Below are 18,611 nucleotides of genomic sequence, written 5' to 3'. Positions count from 1 at the left end.
TTTATCATTTAACATATCAAAAAGGAATTTACCACCAGTAGATTCCTTTTTTTTGGATATAAATTAAAAAATATTACGCGCTGATTAATGAAAATTATCTTATTTTTGCGCTAGTGGTGCTTTGGATTGCTTTCCATAAAAAAATGCTGTGTATTGCGCTGAAAACCTGTAGAATATAAGTTAATTTTTGTAATGAAGAAAGTGGGTAATTGGGACATCATGTCCGTTTGTGTGGGGATAGTGATGCTGGGATTGCATTCCTGTGATCGAATCGAAGGCAATAAAGTGAAACGGCTGGATTCGGTCGACATGGCACAGCACAAGAGAGACAGCCTCATTATTGTGCAGGATTCGATTAGTAAGGTAGATTCATTGCGTAAAGATTCCATCACCAAGATGGAAGAGAGTATAACCTATCATGGAGCCAAGGATACCACAGTGCTGCTGACAGATTCTGTCTCGCCACGTTATATTTACCTTACTTTTGATGATGGCCCACTCAATGGCAGTCAGTATCTTGACTCTATTGCCACAGCTAAAGATGTGCGGATCAGTGCTTTTTTGATTGGCGAGCATGATAAAATGAGCAAGAAACTACATGGTTATACAGAACGTTATAAAAGTAATCCTTTGGTCGATTGTTATAACCACAGCTTTTGGCATGCCCACAATAAATACAGCACATTTTATGCAGATCCACAGGCAGCATTTGAAGATTTTGAACATGCCGAACAGTCATTGGGTCTGGAACATAAAATAGTCCGATTACCAGGCAGAAATATCTGGTACGTGGGCGATCGTAAAAGAATTGATCTGGAAAGTGGAGCTTCCACAGCTGAACTCTTACATCAGAATGGTTACAAAATTATGGGCTGGGATTGCGAATGGAAGATTAATGGTGTGACGGGAAAACCCGACTTGACGGTAAACCAGTTATATACTCAGATAAAAAATCTCCTCCATAAAGGTACCTCGTATACCAAAAATAACGTAGTGCTTTTGACGCATGATAATATGTATCAAACCAAAAAAGGGCAGAAGCTCTTATCTGACCTGATCGATAGTCTAAAACAGCATCCTAACTATCGATTTGAATTTATGCGCAATTATCCTAATTAAACGAACCGTCACAGTTGATATGACAGACTTAAACATACCCGTTTAAGTCTGTCAATATGAATAGGATATCTCTAGTTTTGTTTACGGAGGTATTTGGTTAAAATAACGATTGTCTGACCTTCAATTTTTCCTTCTATCTGTTCGATATTGTCGGCTACTAAACGAATATTTTTAACAACAGTACCTAATGTTGCTTTTAATGAAGAACCCTTTACGTCCAATGTTTTAGTGAGTACGACGGTATCTCCTTCCAATAAACGTTGGCCGATACTATCCTCATGGAATGATACATAACCATCATTTTCATGATCACCTGTTTTCTTTGCCTCGGCCAAGGTCTCATCATCAAGATAAAGGATATCTAAGGCTTCTGAAGCCCAGCCTTCATTTTTCAAGCGGTTCAGCATACGACAGCATACGATCTGTATAGCGGGATTCTCGGACCACATCGCATTGGGAAGAAATTTCCAGTCGTCCGGATTAAGCTGCTCAGTCTTGTTAAGCTGCTGAACTAAAGTTTCTGAAATCAGCAAAGTGTTTTCCGATGTGGAAGTGGTCTCTGGAGGTAAAATATAAGCCGTTAAATTGGTTTCCAAACCTGTCAATTCACATTTTCCCCCAGCTCGAGCTAATAATTGTTCTTCTAATTTCATGTTAGTTTCAATAAAAGCCCAAACTTAGATAAATTTGTTTTTAGATGCAATTATTATCGAATGTATGTGAATGAGTTTTGTATATAAATATCACTATTTTATTGTGTATCTAATGGATATGTTTTTTTTAGAAAGTTACTGTACTGCGGTTTGCTCGCTAATGTATGGTACCGCTTCGTGGTTAATGACGGGATTTAAAGCAGAAAAGCGATAGGACCAGTAGACTTTCTGATTGGCTTGTCAGCTTGGGGGCAATTATTTTGATCTGATGAGGATTTGCTATTTAGGGTAGGAGAATAAGGGATATAAGACCATAATTTGCCCTGCAGTGAATAAAGGCTGTGCTGTTGAAAATAATTTTGAAAGCAAGGCGATATTGGTATTGAATTTGTATTCAACGGTAAATAATAAAATTATTAACTGGAATAAAAGATACGTATTATGAAATGGCAAGGAGGTAAACAAAGTGGCAATTTTGAGGATCGTAGAGGGATGTCTGGAGGTGGAAAGATTGCCTTGGGGGGTATTGGAGGTATTATTGTATTGGTAATCGGTTTTTTGATGGGCGGAGATCCCATGCAATTGTTGCAGCAGGCACAAAACATGGGGACACCGACTGAGCAGTCTGGGCAACCACGTGAGTTGAATCCTGAAGAAAAAAGATTGACTGAATTTTCGTTGACCGTGCTCCAGAGCACAGAAGATGTCTGGGGCAAGTTATTCAAGGAACAGATGCAAGAAACTTATACGCCGACAACCCTGGTGTTTTATGATGGTGGGACACAGACAGATGGATGTGGTATGGGGCAAGCTTCATATGGACCGTTTTACTGTCCAGGAGACCAAAAGATTTATTTGGACCTGAGCTTTAGCCGTGAACTTTCCGAAAAGTTTGGTGCAAAAGGCGAATTTGCGATGGCTTATGTCATTGCCCATGAGGTGGGACATCATATTCAACAGCTGGTGGGCTTATTGCCGAAGACCAATCAGGCCCGTGGAAAATTAAGTGAGCGGGAAAATAATAAAATTTCGGTTATGACTGAGTTACAGGCCGATTTTTATGCAGGTGTATGGGCGCATTATCTCAATGAATATACAGATATCAAAATTGATTATAACGATATTATGGACGGGATGAAAGCTGCAGAAGCTGTTGGTGATGATAAGCTGCAGACCGAAGCACAGGGATATGCCGTTCCTGAATCGTTTACACATGGTACATCTGAACAACGAATGGCCTGGTTTAAGAAAGGCTATGACTCGGGTGATATGAATTCCGGAAATACTTTTGAAGATCCTAGCTTACGATAAAATCTATTTAAACTCAGATCTGTTGTTATAAATCATAATAAGGGCCTATGAGCATCTGCTCATAAGCCCTTATTTGATTGTATCATTTCTTTTGTGCTGTACACCAACTGCTTTCTAATGCTTTTATTGGACGAGCAAGTTACAACCACGGATATCACTTTGATCAAAACGGCCCAGTATTTCAAACGACCCATCCTGATGTACCCGACCTAAGTCCTGCGTAGCGATGAACGAGCAGGAATAACGATTGGCCAAATCGATGACATTAATTCCTCCAGTCTTGTTTGATGAGATCAAGCTTAGTGGATCATTGGTATCTCTGATTAATATGTTCATCCATTTTGGAAGCCGAAAGATCCCTTTACCCGATGAATATCCTTGCGAGAGTAATTCTGTCATACCGTATTCAGAATGTATGCCACTCACCGCAAAGGCATCTTCAAGAAGCTGATGGATCTCTTCCTTGACCATTTCTTTACGTTTTCCTTTCATTCCTCCAGTTTCCATAATAATGAGGTCCGGAAACTCGAAACTGTATTTTTCAATAAAATCGAGAAGGGCATAAGTAACACCGAAAAGGATGGTTTTGGTTCCTTTATTTTTAAGTTGGAGAAGTGTTTGATACAATTCTTGATGATTATAAAGGAAATAATTACTTTCAGCCTGCTTGCTCTGTTTCATGAGGTCATCAATCATATAGATCAGGGATGATCCTGTTCTTTCGAGGTAAGAGGGCAACAGAGCAAGAATGGCAATATCGTGAAGTGGACCATAAAATGTTTCGAATATGTTTCGAAATGTGCGTTCGTAGATGGTCACATCGGCAACAAAATGCTTAGAGGTGACCATACCAGTTGTGCCCGAACTGGAAAATACGATTTGCGGTTGCATTCCTGCAGTGAGGATCTGTTGTGTCTTGAAAAATTCGATCGGCATGAAAGGAATCTCGCTGTAATGTTGGACATCATTCTTTCTGCGGCCCAATAAGGTGACGTAATCCCGATATACCTGACAATGCTGGAGTTGGAACTGATAAGTTTCTAAGCAATGGAGATTAAAGTCTTCCTCTGTTTGAATCTCAAAAAAATCCGTCCAATTCGTCATGGCATTTAAATATTGATTGACAAAATTAGTTAAAAAAAACAGGATCTGGGCATACCTGCACAAGGAAAGGGGGAGAGCTAGTTGGCACGTGCTAATATTGAACTAAAAATGGTGTCTAACTTGAGTGAAACCAGAAACCATTTTTAGTCGTTTTATGTTGTATCAGCTACAACATGCCACCATCAACAGGAAGAACCTGACCAGTGACATATGCCGATAAATCAGAAGCTAAATACAGACATGCATTGGCAACATCTTCGGGTTCGCCGGCACGTTTTAACGGAATACCAGCTTCCCAGCCTGCGACAACCTTAGGATCTAAAACATCGGTCATTTCAGTACGAATAAAGCCTGGGGCAACCACGTTTGCACGGATATTACGTGAGCCCAATTCTTTAGCAACAGATTTAGTGAAACCTATAATACCAGCTTTGGAAGCCGCATAATTGGCCTGACCAGCATTTCCCTGTACCCCGACGACTGAAGACATATTGATAAAAGAACCTTTGCGGTTTTTCATCATTATTTTTGAAGCAGCTTTAGTAACGTTAAATACAGACTTCAAGTTGACGTTTAGGACATCATCCCAATTTTCTTCGGTCATACGCATTAATAAGCCATCTTTAGTAATGCCGGCATTGTTGACCACAATATCCAAGCTGCCAAAATCAGCCACAATAGCATTAATCAGCTGTTCTGCCTCTTCAAATTTTGAAGCATCTGAGCGATATCCAATTACTTTTGTGCCGTAGGCCTGAAGCTCCTGTTCCAAAGCTTGCCCTTTTTCTACGGACGAAAGGTAAGTGAAAGCAACATTGGCACCATGCTGTGCAAAAACTTCAGCAATCTTTCTTCCAATTCCTTTGGATGCACCTGTGATCAAAGCAATTTTTCCTTCAAGTATTTTCATATATTGAGTATAATGTTATTCGTCGATGTTCTGCAAAAATGTTAAAACTATATTATAACACAAAATCTTTCGGTAAATAACGGAGCTAAAAAGCAAAAAACATAAGCCCTGTTTCTCCTGTTTATTCCTATACATTGTATTTAAATTAAAAGATGTTGCATGAAGGACAAACACGAAGACATTGGATGAACACTTAGGATTATTTTAATAAATCAATGGTATTTTTGAATAAGTGTTTCTAAAAAGTACAGTTTTTTGACAAAAGACTTGGGGGTTTATCAAAAACTATATTAAATTTGCATCAATCACAAAAACATGAGCAAAAAATCAAATACAGAAGTTGACGTTGTTCTGATCGGCGCCGGTATTATGAGTGCTACTTTGGGTACTCTAATTAATGAATTGAGCCCAGACGTTAATATTGAAATTCTTGAGCGTTTGGATGTTGTGGCGGCAGAAAGCTCTGACGCATGGAATAATGCTGGTACAGGACACTCCGCGCTGTGCGAATTAAATTATACACCAGAACAGAAAGACGGTTCGGTAAAGATTGATAAAGCAGTGAAGATTGCGGAGCAATTTGAAGTTTCCAAGCAATTTTGGTCTTACTTAGTGGACAAGGGGATTATCACTCAACCGGAGAATTTTATCCGTAGCATTCCGCATATGAGTGCAGTTTTTGGTGAAAAAGACGTGAAGTTCTTAAAAACAAGATGGGAAACATTAACAACCCAGAACTTGTTTAAAGGAATGGATTATACAGAAGATCCTGAATTGTTGAAATCATGGATTCCATTAATGATGGAAGGCCGTGATGCAAATGAGAAAATTGCGGCAACAAAAATGGATTTGGGTACTGATGTGAATTTTGGTTCGCTTACACGCGATTTGATTAATAACCTTGCTACCAAAGAAAATATCAAGATTTCCTTACATCACGAAGTGATCGATATTGACCGTGAAGATGATGGTCGATGGGAAGTTGAAGTAAAAGATCTGAAAACTGGTGCGAAAAGAGAAATAAAAGCAAAATTTGTATTTATCGGCGCCGGTGGGCACTCTTTGTTGCTACTGGAAAAATCGGGTATTCCAGAAGCAAAAGGATATGGTGGTTTTCCAGTAGGAGGACAATGGTTGAGATGTGTCAATGAGGATATTATCAATACACATCATGCCAAAGTCTATGGAAAAGCATCCGTAGGGGCTCCCCCGATGTCTGTACCACATTTGGATACACGCTATATTGATGGTAAACAGGCTTTACTTTTTGGACCTTATGCTGGTTTTTCAACAAAATTTTTGAAACAAGGATCCTATTTCGATTTACCTGCATCTATCAAATTGTCCAATATCCGTCCAATGTTATCGGCCGGGCTTGATAATTTGCCTTTGACCAAATACTTGATTACTGAAGTCATGAAATCGCCAAAAGACAAATTGGAGTCTTTAAAACAATTTATGCCCACAGCAAAATTAGAAGATTGGGTTATTGAAAAAGCAGGACAACGTGTTCAGGTTATCAAAAAAGATGAAAAGAAAGGTGGGATATTAGAATTTGGTACTGAAGTCGTGTCAAGTGCAGATGGTTCCATAGCAGCATTATTAGGGGCTTCCCCAGGCGCATCAACTTCCGTCGCTATTATGATCAGCCTCTTGAAAAAATGTTTCCCTGAACGTGCAAAATCAGATGAGTATCGGAAAAAGCTGCGTGAAATGATTCCATCCCATGGAAAATCATTAAATGACGACGCTGGACTTTGCAGAGAAACTCGGATGCGTACGCATAAAGCATTGAAGTTGATCGACATCGATTAACCCGTTTAATAAAAATATACTTATGGGGTGCTAAAAATAATCTTTGATTATTTTGGCTGAGATGATACCCAATAAAAGCGATTGTATTTCCTTTTACAATCGCTTTTATATACCTGATCCAGATAATGCTGGCGTAGGGAATTGATTCCAAGAGAAATCTCCGTTTTCCTCTCATAAGTGTTTTGGTAATAATTGAACAATAGAATAAACACTTTTGAATGACTGACCTCACCATTTTAGAAGCAATTTCAAAACAAATGCAACAGACCGCCACTGCCGAATGGCTGGGGGTGTTTTTTGGTGTTTTGCAGGTTTGGTTTTCCCGGCTAAATAAATCGATCCATTACTTGTTTGGGATTATCGGAATTATCATATCTGTCTATGTGTTATTCCATGCAAAATTGTATGCTGAGATATTGTTGCATGTATATTATTTGATCATGAGCATTTATGGCTGGATTTATTGGCAATATAGCCGTGGTCCTGTTGTACAGATATCGCGCTGTACAGATAAAGATTGGCGGATTGTTGGTTTTATCTGTCTCGCTGGCTTCTTGTTATTTTATTTTGGATTGGTGCATTTAACGGATTCAGATGTGCCACTTTGGGACTCATTGGTGTCCTGTACAGCTTGGGCTGGAATGTGGCTATTGGCAAAGCGAAAAATTGAAAATTGGATGTTGTTGAACGTCAGCAATCTGATGGCGATCCCATTACTCATGCACAAAGGACTATTTCTTTATGCGGGTTTGACATTGTTTTTATTTATTATGGCTTTTAGCGGATATTTTAATTGGCGGAGAATATTACGAGATGAAGAAAGATATGCAACTGAATGATAATGATATGGCGATTTTGAAAGACAATCAATATAAGGGGATCCAAAAGAAAACCTTATCTGATGAACAGCTGGAATTGATTTACCGTAAAAAATGGTTTAAGATCTGGGTTCCTAAATCATTAGGTGGATTGGAGCTGAATCTGGTTGAGGGACTTGTTTTATTGGAAGACTTGGCCTATTGGGATGGTGGATTTGCTTGGACGACGACCCTTTGCGCAGGAGCCAATCTCTTCGTGGGATTTATCGATACTACTGTTGGAGATGATATTTTTGCTGCTAAAGAAGTATGCTTTGGGGGGAGTGGACAAGTGTCTGGTGTCGCTGAACGTGAAGGAACTGGATATCGGCTAAAGGGAATCTGGAAATATGCTACAGGCGCCCCGCATCTGACCCATTTTACCTTGAATGCCCGCATTCAAGAAGCTGGCCAGCCAGTTTTTGATAAGGATGGAAATCCACTTGTGAAATCCTTCTTTGTTAACCGTGATGATGTACTTATTCATTACGATTGGGATACATTTGGGCTGGAGGCGACGGCATCGCATTCTTTTTCCCTGAATGACGTTTTTGCTTATGAAAACCAATCTTTTTCGATTGATGCATCCAGAACAACCCGTGGGGAATATTTGTATCAATATCCATTCATGCCCTTTGCCGAATTGACCCTACTGGTGAATTTTATGGGAATGTATCATCGGTTTATCGATCTAGTTGAGAAATTATTTATTGTCAGGTCCAATGAAAGTAAATGGGATCCTGTGGAAAGTAAAGCTGCCTTTAAGATATTGGATACGCTTCAACAAAATTATTTAGACAAAAGGAAGACCATAATGGCACTGGCGGAACATTCCTGGAAAAATCTGTACGATAAAGGCGATAATTCATCTCTTTTTGAGCGCATAGCAACTGAAAGCCGCAATTTTGTGGCGGAAATAGTTACGAATATCACCAAGGTATATCCTTACACTGGTATTGCTGGAGCCGCTAAAGACAATGAGATCAACATTATTTTTCGAAATGTCTTTACAGCATCCCAGCATAAATTGTTACAAAAAAATGCAAATAACCGCTAAATAAGTTTGCAAGCTATAGGCAGATAATCGGGGATGTTGTAAAAAAAAAGACTATTCATGAATAGTCTTTTTTTATGTGTTAAATAGGAAAGTGTCCCCGACGAGATTCGAACTCATATCGACAGAACCGGAATCTGTAATTCTATCCATTGAACTACGGGGACGTGTGGCAAAGATATACTATTTTCTAGATCTTACAAATAATCTTTGCCATAAAATTTAATCTTTTAGTGTAAGAATTACGTTCACATTGATGTCTTTCGTTCCACCGCCCAGACTTTCATAATTGATGCTATTCCAGTTTTCAGGACTAACTTTTTGTTTATTAAGGCCATGCATCAAAACAACGTTCATGGGCTTGGCCGGTGCCTGTTGTTTAATCTCCCATCTTGACGCTAAACCAATCTGCGCATCGAGGTAGGTGAATTTAACCTGATCGCTCGTTGGGCCAACGAAAAAGAACTGATGATCTTCGGCATCGTCCTTAATTTCCTGTGTTACCTCATGCCCCTCAAAGTCGTACATATTGATCAATAATTTATAGTCACCACCCTTTTTCAGGATAAGCTCCTTTTCTTTACTGTCGGTTGCATTGACAGATAACTCGACCTGCTCCTTGCTGTTTTCATCCGTAAAGGTAAATTTAATGCTTTGGATTTCTTCATTGTCATGTTCGTGAACAGGGTCATCTTTTTTACAAGATGTAAATAGCACCGCAAATGTGGCAACAAATAAAAAGATAGCTTGCGTTTTTCTCATGTTGTTAATGATTAGAATGAATAGTTTATGGATAATTGAATATTTCTTCCCAATCCATGTGCGTAATAGCGAAACAGATCAGTATAAGATTTATAGGTTGTATTCAGAAGATTATTTACTTCAAGTTTGCCCGAAAGGCTGTGTTTTTTGAACTTATGGTCCATTTTAACATAGGTGTGCAACAATTGGTAGGCATGCGGCGCGGGAGCCATTTCGTATTTGGTCGTTGTCGCAAACTGTCTGGCGTTGATTTCCTGGATGAGGGCAACCTGTAAGGCATTGATCCAAGATTGTTCGTATACCCGGTCAAAAACGATCCTGTGCCGGTAACTTAATGGTGGGATCAAAGGTAAATAAGCATCTTCATCAATGTTACGCGCATAGATATAGGAAGCATTGGCCAGATAGCTTAAGGTAGAATTTAATTGATATTTACCCTGGATATCAATACCGCCCAATATAACCTTATTCTGAACAAACTGCCAGATAGGAAAGGTACCAGCCAGGTTTTGGATAAACTCACCATTGGGCCTTGCATAAATATAGTTGTTGATATAATTCGCATAGATATCGATATTCAGGAAGTTTTTGTTTTCCTGTATATTGATTGAATTTGTCCATTTAAACCCTTGCTCTGAATTTAAGTTAGCATTTCCTTTTTCGTATCTTGCTGTGCTCTGATGGATATTTTGACTGTATAGCTCCTGTGCTGAAGGTGCTCGCCAGGCCAGGCCCAGGTTGGATTTAAAATTGATGTGATTGTCCAAGATATAAGAAGCTCCTATATTGCCGGAAAAATTATTGAATCGATCATTTCTTCCGTATTGCTGGCCAAAAAAGTCATAGCCCAGGGCATTGAATGTCTTGTGATCAAATCGTGCTCCAAGTTCATACAACCACTGATTTCTATTCCACTGATAGATTCCATAAGCACCGAGCGTGAAGGAATCGTAATTCGGGATCAAAGGTGTATTGAATGTACCGGGTATGTTGTTATTTACTTGATTCTCGACCTGTGTACCCAGTGTTAGTTGACTATGTTCCATTTTGTGGATATAAGAAAGATCCAGCGAACCCGTTAAAAGTTCTAAATCCATGCTCGGGATAGCTGACCGTCCGGCTCTCCGTTTATCATATTCCTGTCGGTGGTTGATCTGGAACGCATATTTTGCCGACAGAGATGCATGATCGTTCAATTTCTGTTCATAACCAAGTTGAAGGATCTGATGCTTTACTTGCTGACGAGGTGCATCAATATGGTATGAAAAACCGAGGTCTTCCACTGGATAGGGACGGCCATAGGCAATTCGTTCCTGAAAGGATTGTACATCACCAATATGAGTGGAAGATAGGATGCCAGAGCGGTTATCATAATTTTTGTAACTCAATTCAAGTAGTGCATCTTTGATCTGGTAGCCCAATGCTATATTGAAATTAAAAAGTTCCTGTCCTGTATTATTGAGATAATAATCGGGAGCCCGCCTATTGCCACTTTTTGCATAGTTGGTATTGAAGCGGAATTTTAGATTGTTAATTCCTGTAAGACCTTCCAAGTCGGCTGCGGTCTGAAACCCACGGCCATTGGATTGGATGATCTGGCTCAGGTTGCCCTGAAATCCATGGATCTGACTCCAGCTTTTTGGTGAGATTAAAATGGCTCCCCCAAGTGCTTCGGCACCGTAACGTAGACTCTCGGCTCCTTTGGCGACTGTCAGGGAATGAGATGAAAATACGTCTATTTCAGGTGCATGATCGGAACCCCATTGCTGGCTTTCCAGTTTGATTCCGTTATTCATGATGGCCAGTCTGTTACCGTAGAGGCCATTGACAATAGGCTTGTTGATCGTTGTGCCGGTGCTCAACATACCAACTCCGGCAATGTCCAGCAGTACTTCTGCAAGCGATTTGTATTGATTGTCTTTTAGTGTCGCTGCATCCAGCCTGCGGGAAACTTGTGGAGTATTGATGCGTCCCATGACCTCAGCTTCCTGCAAATGCCGTACTTCGGGTCTTAACCGGATTACAAATGGCTTAAGGTCATGGATTGTGGTTGTGTCGGGTTCATAACCTACTGAAGTGGTAACGATTGTTAAGGGTAGAGCGATTTGGTCTTTTATACTGAATGTACCATTTAGACCAGATATAATTGTTTGGCGATGCCCTTGATAATGGATATTTGCACCATGTACTGGCGCAGTACTTTGCGCATCGAGTATTTTACCCTTTATCCATATTGTCTCTACCCGTCTCTGTTGTGCGGATACAGACAATGACGTTAAAGCGAAAGATATTCCTATAGCTATTGCTGTTGTTTTCATTCATCATGTTGTTGACGCTGCAAAAATACAACAAAGTTGCATCATATTGCAAATTAAAATAAACAAAGTTGCATTATTCAGCAGCCAAGCATTCAAGATAGGATGTATTGTCCGAAATTAATATTAAGATCTTGGATGGTATTGGGTGATGACGGAATGGAGATAATCTCTGTCAATGTGTGTATATATTTCAGTAGTGGTAATACTTTCGTGTCCCAGCATATCCTGCACTGCCCTCAGATCGGCACCTCCTTCTACCAGGTGGGAGGCAAAACTATGTCTGAACGTATGTGGGCTGATGGTTTTTTGTAAACCTATTTTTTGAGCCAATTCTTTGATAATTAAGAAGATCATCACCCGGGACAAGGCGGTTCCTCTTCTATTCAGAAAAACAATATCCTCATTTCCTGCTTTGATATTGATATGAGGTCTAATATCTTCCAGATAGATTTTGAGATGTTTTATCGCCTGTTGACCAATGGGGATAAGGCGTTCTTTGCTGCCTTTGCCCTCTACCTTGATAAACTCTACGTCAAGGAACAGATTTGAAATCTTCAGACTGACAAGTTCAGAAACCCGGAGGCCACAGCCGTATAGAACTTCAATGATCGTTTTATTTCTTTCTCCTTCAGCCGTTGAAAGGTCAATGGCACTGATCAGTTGATCAATTTCATGGATACTCAGTACGCTGGGTAATTTTCGTGACAAGCGGGGAGCCTGTAGGAGATCGGTAGGATTATGGTCTAGGTTGTGTTCAATGATCAGGAATCCGAAAAAAGTCTTTAAGCCTGAGATCAGCCTGGACTGTGTATATGGTGAAATATTGAATTCCTGCAACCAGGCCAAAAAATTCTGAATATCTTTTCTAACAATTTTATCCAGGGCAAGGTTATTGTCCTCACAGTAGATCTGAAATTTGACCACATCATTTAAATAAGCAGCGATCGAATTGGTACTCAAACCACGTTCGAACTTTAGAAATTGTTCAAATTCTTTTTTTGTTAAATTCCAGCTGACAAAATCCATTTGCAACAAAATTACAATTAACTATTATTCTTTTCGAAAGATATTCTATATTTTTAAGCGTATTTCTATAAATCATGGGCAACAGCAATAAGATGTACCATTCCATATGGGAATATTAATATTATTTATCTGTTTTTACTATTTATCGGGACAATCGGTCTCCAGTTCCGTTTACCCTAATATAGACAATTAGCAAAAAAATAACTGACTAAAAAAAAGAGATCATTTTTATGAAATTCATTAAACCACTTGCACTGGCCTTTTTACTGCCAGCGACTTTCTATGTTGTGCATGCAAAGATGCCATCCAGCTTGACTGCTGAAGCCAGAGCTATTCTGGTACAGGATAGTTTGTCCTTAAATCAAAAATTGCCTTTCGACAATGAAGTTGTCACCGGTAAACTAAAAAATGGATTCACCTATTTTATCCGCAAAAATACAGAGCCCAAGGGGCGCGTTACCATGTATTTGGGTATGAAGGCTGGCTCTATTCTGGAAAATGAAAAACAACTTGGTTTAGCTCACTTTTTGGAACATATGAACTTTAATGGTTTGAAGCATTTCCCTAAAAATGAACTGGTCAATTATTTGCAAAAGGCTGGTGTTCGATTTGGCTCTGACCTGAATGCATATACTAGTTTTGATCAAACAGTTTATCAGTTACCCATCCCTTCAGATGACCCGGAGCTATTGAAAAATGGATTACAGGTCATGCGTGATTGGGCACAGGATGCGTTATTGGATGGTGAGGAAATTGATAAAGAAAGGGGTGTTATCCTGGAAGAGAAACGTGGTGGAAGAGGGGTGCAACAGCGATTGCAAGATCAGTATTTCCCCATGCTGCTTAACGGATCACTTTATTCAAAACGTTTGCCTATTGGTACCGAGGAAGTTTTAAAAACTTTTCCGTATACCGAAATACGAAAGTTTCATCAGGATTGGTACCGCCCGGATTTACAGGCACTCATTGTTGTAGGTGATATCGATCCCAAAGCCATTGAGGAGAAAGTGAAGGTATTATTTTCGGACATGACAATGCCTAAAAAGGTACTGCCACGCAAAGAGTATAGGGTCGATTTATTGAATAAAAATCAATTTTTGACCCTTTCAGATCCCGAATTGCCTTATACCGTTGCACAGATCTTGATCAAAAATGAGAAAGAAAAGGTAGTTACGGTAGGGGATTATCGCAATGAATTGCTCAAAAGTATTTTCAACCAGATGATTGCGGGGCGCTTTTCGGAAATGATGCAACAGCCGAATCCGCCTTTTATGCAGGCAGGAGGGAGCATCAGTGATTTTGTATCCAACTTAAATACCTTTTCATTGCTAGTTGTGCCTAAACCAGGCGAGCTGGAGTCTGGATTTAAAGCGATGCTCACTGAGTTTGAACGTATCCAAAAATACGGTTTTACACAAACGGAAATGGACCGTGCGCTGGCAGATATGAAAAAAGGGAATGAAATGTCCTATATTGAGCGCGATAAAAAGAAATCAGATAGTTATGTCAATCGTTATTTGAACCATTTCATTGACAATGAACCGGCATTGAGCAATGAAGATGCCTATCAGTTAACAAAACAATTGTTGCCGACCCTGAAATTAGAAGAGGTGAATGGTCTGATTAAAAAATATTATACCGACTTAAATCGTGATATCTTGATTATGGGGCCAGAAAAGGAAAAGGCAAACTTGCCTACAGAACAACCCGTTTTGGGATGGATAAAAGCGGTCGAAGACAGCCCGGTTACTGCTTACGAGGACAAAGTCTCTAATCTGCCTTTGCTTTCCAAACAACCTACCAAAGGTACCATTGTGTCTTCAAAGGATATCACAGCTGTCCAGGCGAAAGAATGGGTATTGAGCAATGGGGTGAAGGTTATTTTAAAACCTACAGACTTTAAAAATGACGAGATCCAGATAATGGCCTATAGCCCAGGGGGAACCTCGCTATACCCCGATGCAGATTATTTCTCCGCTTCAAATGCATCCTCATTGGTCGATGCGAGTGGTGTCGGGCAAATGAGCAATGTGGAGCTGACGAAATATCTTGCCGGAAAGGAGGTGTCGATCTCACCTTATATTTCTGAACGCTATGAGGGGCTTTCGGGAAGCACGGACAAAGAGGGATTGAAAAATGCTTTTGAGCTGATTTATGGCTATTTTACAGAGCCTCGCTTAGATACTGATGTTTTCCAAAGTACAATGACAAGAGCAAAAGGATCGTTGGAAAATAGATTGAGCAATCCAAATAATGTTTTTTCAGATAAAGTGAAGGAAGTGCTCTATGGGAACAATGTCCGCCGCCAGAACCCTACTGTGGAAACACTTTCAAAAATTGACCGTGACCGCGCATTGGCGATTTATAAAGAGCGGTTTGCAGATGCTTCAGATTTTGTGTTTACGATTGTAGGATCATTTGATGAAGCGCAGATTAAACCGTTTATTGAGACCTATCTTGCCTCCCTGCCCGCGGTCAAACGAGGAGAGAATTATAAAGACTTAAATATTCTGGAACCGACTAAAGGGGAGCGTCTGGTGGTTCATAAAGGCAAGGAAGAAAAAGCAAGTACCCAATTGGCTTATTACGGAGACTATAGCTATAGTGAAAGTGAGAATGTCAATATGGAAGCTTTAGAAAGTGTATTGACAATTAAATTGCTTGAGCGACTGCGAGAGAAAGAAGGTGGTGTTTACGGTGTTGGTGCCCGCGCCAGCTTCAGTAAATTACCTAAAGCACGTTATGCTTTTTCGATCGGTTTTGGTTCGGCAGTTGATAAAGCTGATCCGTTGATCAGTTCTGCTCTGGAGGAAGTGAAAAAGATACAGGATCAAGGTGCCGACAAAGTGGATATTGAAAAATTTGTGGCGGAACAAAAAAGGCAGAATGAACTAAGCTTACGTGAAAATGGCTACTGGTTGAATTACATTTCCAGTTCTTATCAAAATGACTTGGATATCAATAGATATACCCGTCGGGTGGAAAACTTAAATAAGGTGACGGCCAAATCTGTACAAGATGTGGCTAATAGATATCTGAAACGTGACAGGCTTTTTGAATTTATACTTATGCCAGATTCAAAGTAGTGAAAATGTAGATTCCAGGATCTAAAAGGGAGCCTGAGATCAGGCAGATAAACACAGCAGGAAGGGCCGTTCGATGAAAGCGAATGGCCCTTCTTGTAAAAAAAAATCCCAACCATTTCTGATTGGGATTGCCAAAAAAATTCAATAAATATCTCTTTTAACCTAAATAAGATTTTAAGATTTTGCTTCTTGAAGTGTGTCTCAAACGTTGAAGAGCCTTGTCTTTGATCTGACGGACGCGCTCACGTGTCAAGTTGAATTTCTCACCGATTTCTTCCAACGACAATTGGTGATTGGAACCTAATCCAAAGAAAAGAACAATGATTTCACGTTCTCTTTCTGTTAAAGTTGCCAATGATCGTTTGATTTCTTCCGATAGAGATTCATCAATCAAAGAACTATCCGTGTCCGGGTCATGGTTTTCCAATACATCCAAAAGGGTGTTTTCTTCACCCTGAACAAAAGGAGCATCCATGGATACATGACGTCCAGAATTACTTAAGGTATCCGAAACTTTATCTACAGTGGTTTCGAGGATATCTGCCAGTTCTTCCGGAGATGGTTCCCGTTCGTATTCTTGTTCTAGTTTTGAGAAAGCTTTACTGATTTTGCTCAAAGAACCAACTTGGTTCAACGGCAAACGTACGATACGTGATTGTTCAGCAATGGCTTGAAGAATAGATTGGCGAATCCACCAAACGGCATAAGAAATAAATTTAAACCCCTTTGTTTCGTCAAAACGTTTTGCTGCTTTAATTAAGCCCAGGTTACCTTCATTGATTAAATCACCTAAGGTCAAACCTTGATTTTGATATTGTTTTGCTACTGATACTACGAAACGAAGGTTGGTTTTAGTCAATTTTTCCAAGGCAACTTGATCACCTTCCCGGATACGCTGTGCTAATTCTACTTCTTCTTCTGCTGTAATTAAGTCTACTTTACCAATTTCGTGTAAGTATTTGTCCAAAGACTGTGACTCACGATTGGTAATAGATTGTGTAATTTTGAGCTGTCTCATTAATTTTTATTAATTCTCCTCTCTAAGAAATGTTTGCGAAAATACGAAAAATTTTTGAATTATTAATGGAAAATGGATAATCTATCCGCTCATCTATAATGAGTTATGGTTTTGTAAGCCTTCTTTTTGTGCTATCAAAAACTATTCCACTTCATATTGTTTTTCTTTCTTAATCGTTACTGTGATATTCAACTGTTTGATATTTAAAGAGCTATAAGGTTTTATTTTTTTTCAGTTATTAAACAATTCTTTTATTATATCCAATATGTTACGCAAAACGCATTCCTTCAATTTATTTTAAAATGATAATTTTATGATAAAACAAAAAGATATATGTTTTGTTTTACTAGAGACATTAAATAAATTTAAAAGAATAAAAATTATATTATGCCAATTTTAATTCACTTGGATAAAATAATGAAAGAGAAAAAAATGTCACTTAACCAATTGAGTGACCGCGTGGGAATAACGCTTTCTAATCTTTCAATCATAAAAAATCAAAAGGCAAAAGCATTACGATTAGATACACTTGAAGCGATATGTAAAGCACTAAATTGCCAGCCCGGTGACTTACTGCAATATGACGACGGTGAAGATGAAAAAAATTAAAACCGATAGCCTTTTAAGAAGTCTACCACATTCATTTTCTTTTTACCTTCAAGTTGGAGTTCATTGACCGTAATATACCCATCTTGAGCTGCAAATTTTAGATAGCTTTTCTTATCCGTAGCTATTGTGCCCGGTGCAGCAGGAGTGGGCGTATATTCTCTTGCCGTTGAATAGATTTTCAACACCTTGCCATCCAGTAAGGTATAGGCTGTTGGAAAGGGGCTGAGCCCACGTATAAAATTATAAACAGCATCTACCGGTTGATCCCAGTTAATTTTACAGTCCTCTTTAAAAATTTTTGGTGCATGTTTCAGATGCATGACCGGAACGATATCGTCCTGATTTTTGGGCTGGAGTGTGCCTTCTTTCAGTTGTCTGATCGTTTCAAGCAAGGTCAGTGCGCCGAGCTGCATCAGGTTATCGTGCAGGTCGCCTGCGGTGTCAGTCTCTTTGATTGCAACCTTTGCGGACAGCAGGATATTTCCGGTATCTATTTCGTGTTGCAATAAAAATGTGGTGACCCCAGATTCAGTTTCTCCATTGATGATGGCATGATTTATTGGGGCAGCTCCTCTGTACTGGGGTAATAAAGAGGCATGAACATTAATGGTTCCATGCTTTGGCATGTTCCAAACGACCTCTGGAAGCATCCGAAAAGCTACGACGACCTGAAGATCAGCCTGATAGCTGCTAAGTTGATCGAGAAATGTTTTGTCCCGGAGTTTGACCGGCTGAAGAACTGGAATATGCTGTTGTGTTGCGAATATTTTAACGGCCGATTCATGTATTTTTTGCCCACGTCCTGCTGGTTTATCCGGTGCTGTTACCACAGCGACAACTTGTTCGCCAGCACGAATAAGAGCTTCCAGTGACGCTACAGCAAAGTCCGGAGTTCCCATGAAAATAATACGCATAATTATGTACAGTTTTTGTTAAAAATCCTTGAAACCAATAACCATCCAAATGACG

Annotated in this window: 15 protein-coding genes and 1 tRNA gene; 7 read left to right on the top strand and 9 right to left on the bottom strand. The window is 39.5% G+C overall.

The window, feature by feature from the left end; translation table 11 throughout:
* Positions 1-192 precede the first annotated feature (192 nt).
* A complete protein-coding gene (locus HX021_RS07250; RefSeq protein WP_286589481.1) occupies positions 193-1,119 on the top strand; it encodes a polysaccharide deacetylase family protein in 927 nt (308 codons plus the stop codon).
* 71 nt (positions 1,120-1,190) lie between these two features.
* Here HX021_RS07250 and HX021_RS07245 read toward each other — a convergent pair whose 3' ends face one another.
* Complete coding sequence (locus HX021_RS07245) at positions 1,191-1,772, bottom strand: PhnA domain-containing protein (RefSeq protein WP_286589480.1); 582 nt, start codon at positions 1,770-1,772, stop codon at positions 1,191-1,193.
* Between the two features lie 441 nt (positions 1,773-2,213).
* Here HX021_RS07245 and ypfJ point away from each other — a divergent pair, with 441 nt between their 5' ends.
* Entirely contained in the window at positions 2,214-3,083 is an 870-nt protein-coding gene (gene ypfJ / locus HX021_RS07240) for a KPN_02809 family neutral zinc metallopeptidase (RefSeq protein WP_286589479.1), read from the top strand.
* Positions 3,084-3,206: 123 nt separating this feature from the next.
* On the opposite strand, the gene HX021_RS07235 is transcribed toward ypfJ, so the two are convergent.
* Entirely contained in the window at positions 3,207-4,187 is a 981-nt protein-coding gene (locus HX021_RS07235; RefSeq protein ID WP_286589478.1) for a LuxE/PaaK family acyltransferase, read from the bottom strand.
* Between the two features lie 166 nt (positions 4,188-4,353).
* Positions 4,354-5,097 (bottom strand): 3-oxoacyl-[acyl-carrier-protein] reductase, encoded by a 744-nt coding sequence (gene fabG, locus HX021_RS07230; RefSeq protein ID WP_286589477.1) that lies wholly within the window; start codon positions 5,095-5,097, stop codon positions 4,354-4,356.
* Positions 5,098-5,412: 315 nt separating this feature from the next.
* Between fabG and HX021_RS07225 the strand changes: the two genes are divergently transcribed.
* The 3 genes from HX021_RS07225 (at position 5,413) to HX021_RS07215 (ending at position 8,826) form a co-directional block, all read left to right on the top strand.
* Positions 5,413-6,912, top strand: a complete 1,500-nt coding sequence (locus HX021_RS07225) for a malate:quinone oxidoreductase (protein ID WP_286589476.1) — start codon at positions 5,413-5,415, stop codon at positions 6,910-6,912.
* 218 nt (positions 6,913-7,130) lie between these two features.
* On the top strand, positions 7,131-7,751 hold the full coding sequence (gene pnuC / locus HX021_RS07220) for a nicotinamide riboside transporter PnuC (RefSeq protein WP_286589475.1): 621 nt from the start codon (positions 7,131-7,133) through the stop codon (positions 7,749-7,751).
* Positions 7,726-8,826, top strand: a complete 1,101-nt coding sequence (locus tag HX021_RS07215) for an acyl-CoA dehydrogenase family protein (RefSeq protein ID WP_286589474.1) — start codon at positions 7,726-7,728, stop codon at positions 8,824-8,826. Before pnuC ends, HX021_RS07215 begins: the two co-directional genes overlap by 26 nt.
* Positions 8,827-8,918: 92 nt before the next feature.
* On the opposite strand, the gene HX021_RS07210 is transcribed toward HX021_RS07215, so the two are convergent.
* From HX021_RS07210 to xerD, 4 genes are all read right to left on the bottom strand, one after another.
* A tRNA-Arg gene (locus HX021_RS07210) sits at positions 8,919-8,990 on the bottom strand.
* Between the two features lie 55 nt (positions 8,991-9,045).
* Positions 9,046-9,585, bottom strand: a complete 540-nt coding sequence (locus HX021_RS07205; RefSeq protein WP_286589473.1) for a hypothetical protein — start codon at positions 9,583-9,585, stop codon at positions 9,046-9,048.
* 11 nt (positions 9,586-9,596) lie between these two features.
* A complete protein-coding gene (locus HX021_RS07200; protein ID WP_286589472.1) occupies positions 9,597-11,903 on the bottom strand; it encodes a TonB-dependent receptor in 2,307 nt (768 codons plus the stop codon).
* A gap of 123 nt (positions 11,904-12,026) precedes the next feature.
* Positions 12,027-12,929, bottom strand: a complete 903-nt coding sequence (xerD, locus tag HX021_RS07195; protein ID WP_286589471.1) for a site-specific tyrosine recombinase XerD — start codon at positions 12,927-12,929, stop codon at positions 12,027-12,029.
* Between the two features lie 230 nt (positions 12,930-13,159).
* Here xerD and HX021_RS07190 point away from each other — a divergent pair, with 230 nt between their 5' ends.
* Positions 13,160-16,015 carry a M16 family metallopeptidase gene (locus tag HX021_RS07190; RefSeq protein WP_286589470.1) on the top strand — a complete coding sequence of 952 codons (2,856 nt, stop codon included), beginning with the start codon at positions 13,160-13,162 and terminating at the stop codon, positions 16,013-16,015.
* Between the two features lie 157 nt (positions 16,016-16,172).
* Here the strand turns inward: HX021_RS07190 and HX021_RS07185 are convergent, their stop codons facing one another.
* The gene (locus HX021_RS07185; protein ID WP_028068906.1) at positions 16,173-17,033 is read right to left on the bottom strand and encodes a sigma-70 family RNA polymerase sigma factor; all 861 of its coding nucleotides are present in this window, start codon (positions 17,031-17,033) and stop codon (positions 16,173-16,175) included.
* A gap of 387 nt (positions 17,034-17,420) precedes the next feature.
* On the opposite strand from HX021_RS07185, the gene HX021_RS07180 reads away from it, so the two are divergent.
* Positions 17,421-17,642, top strand: a complete 222-nt coding sequence (locus tag HX021_RS07180) for a helix-turn-helix domain-containing protein (RefSeq protein ID WP_286589469.1) — start codon at positions 17,421-17,423, stop codon at positions 17,640-17,642.
* On the opposite strand, the gene fmt is transcribed toward HX021_RS07180, so the two are convergent.
* On the bottom strand, positions 17,639-18,556 hold the full coding sequence (gene fmt / locus HX021_RS07175) for a methionyl-tRNA formyltransferase (protein ID WP_286589468.1): 918 nt from the start codon (positions 18,554-18,556) through the stop codon (positions 17,639-17,641). The two genes, HX021_RS07180 and fmt, sit on opposite strands and share 4 nt — an antisense overlap.
* Positions 18,557-18,611 lie beyond the last annotated feature (55 nt).

This window comes from Sphingobacterium sp. N143 (genome assembly GCF_030325625.1).
Classification (GTDB): domain Bacteria; phylum Bacteroidota; class Bacteroidia; order Sphingobacteriales; family Sphingobacteriaceae; genus Sphingobacterium.
Note: the sequence above shows the minus strand (reverse complement) of the source record. Positions and strands in the feature narration are given on the sequence as shown.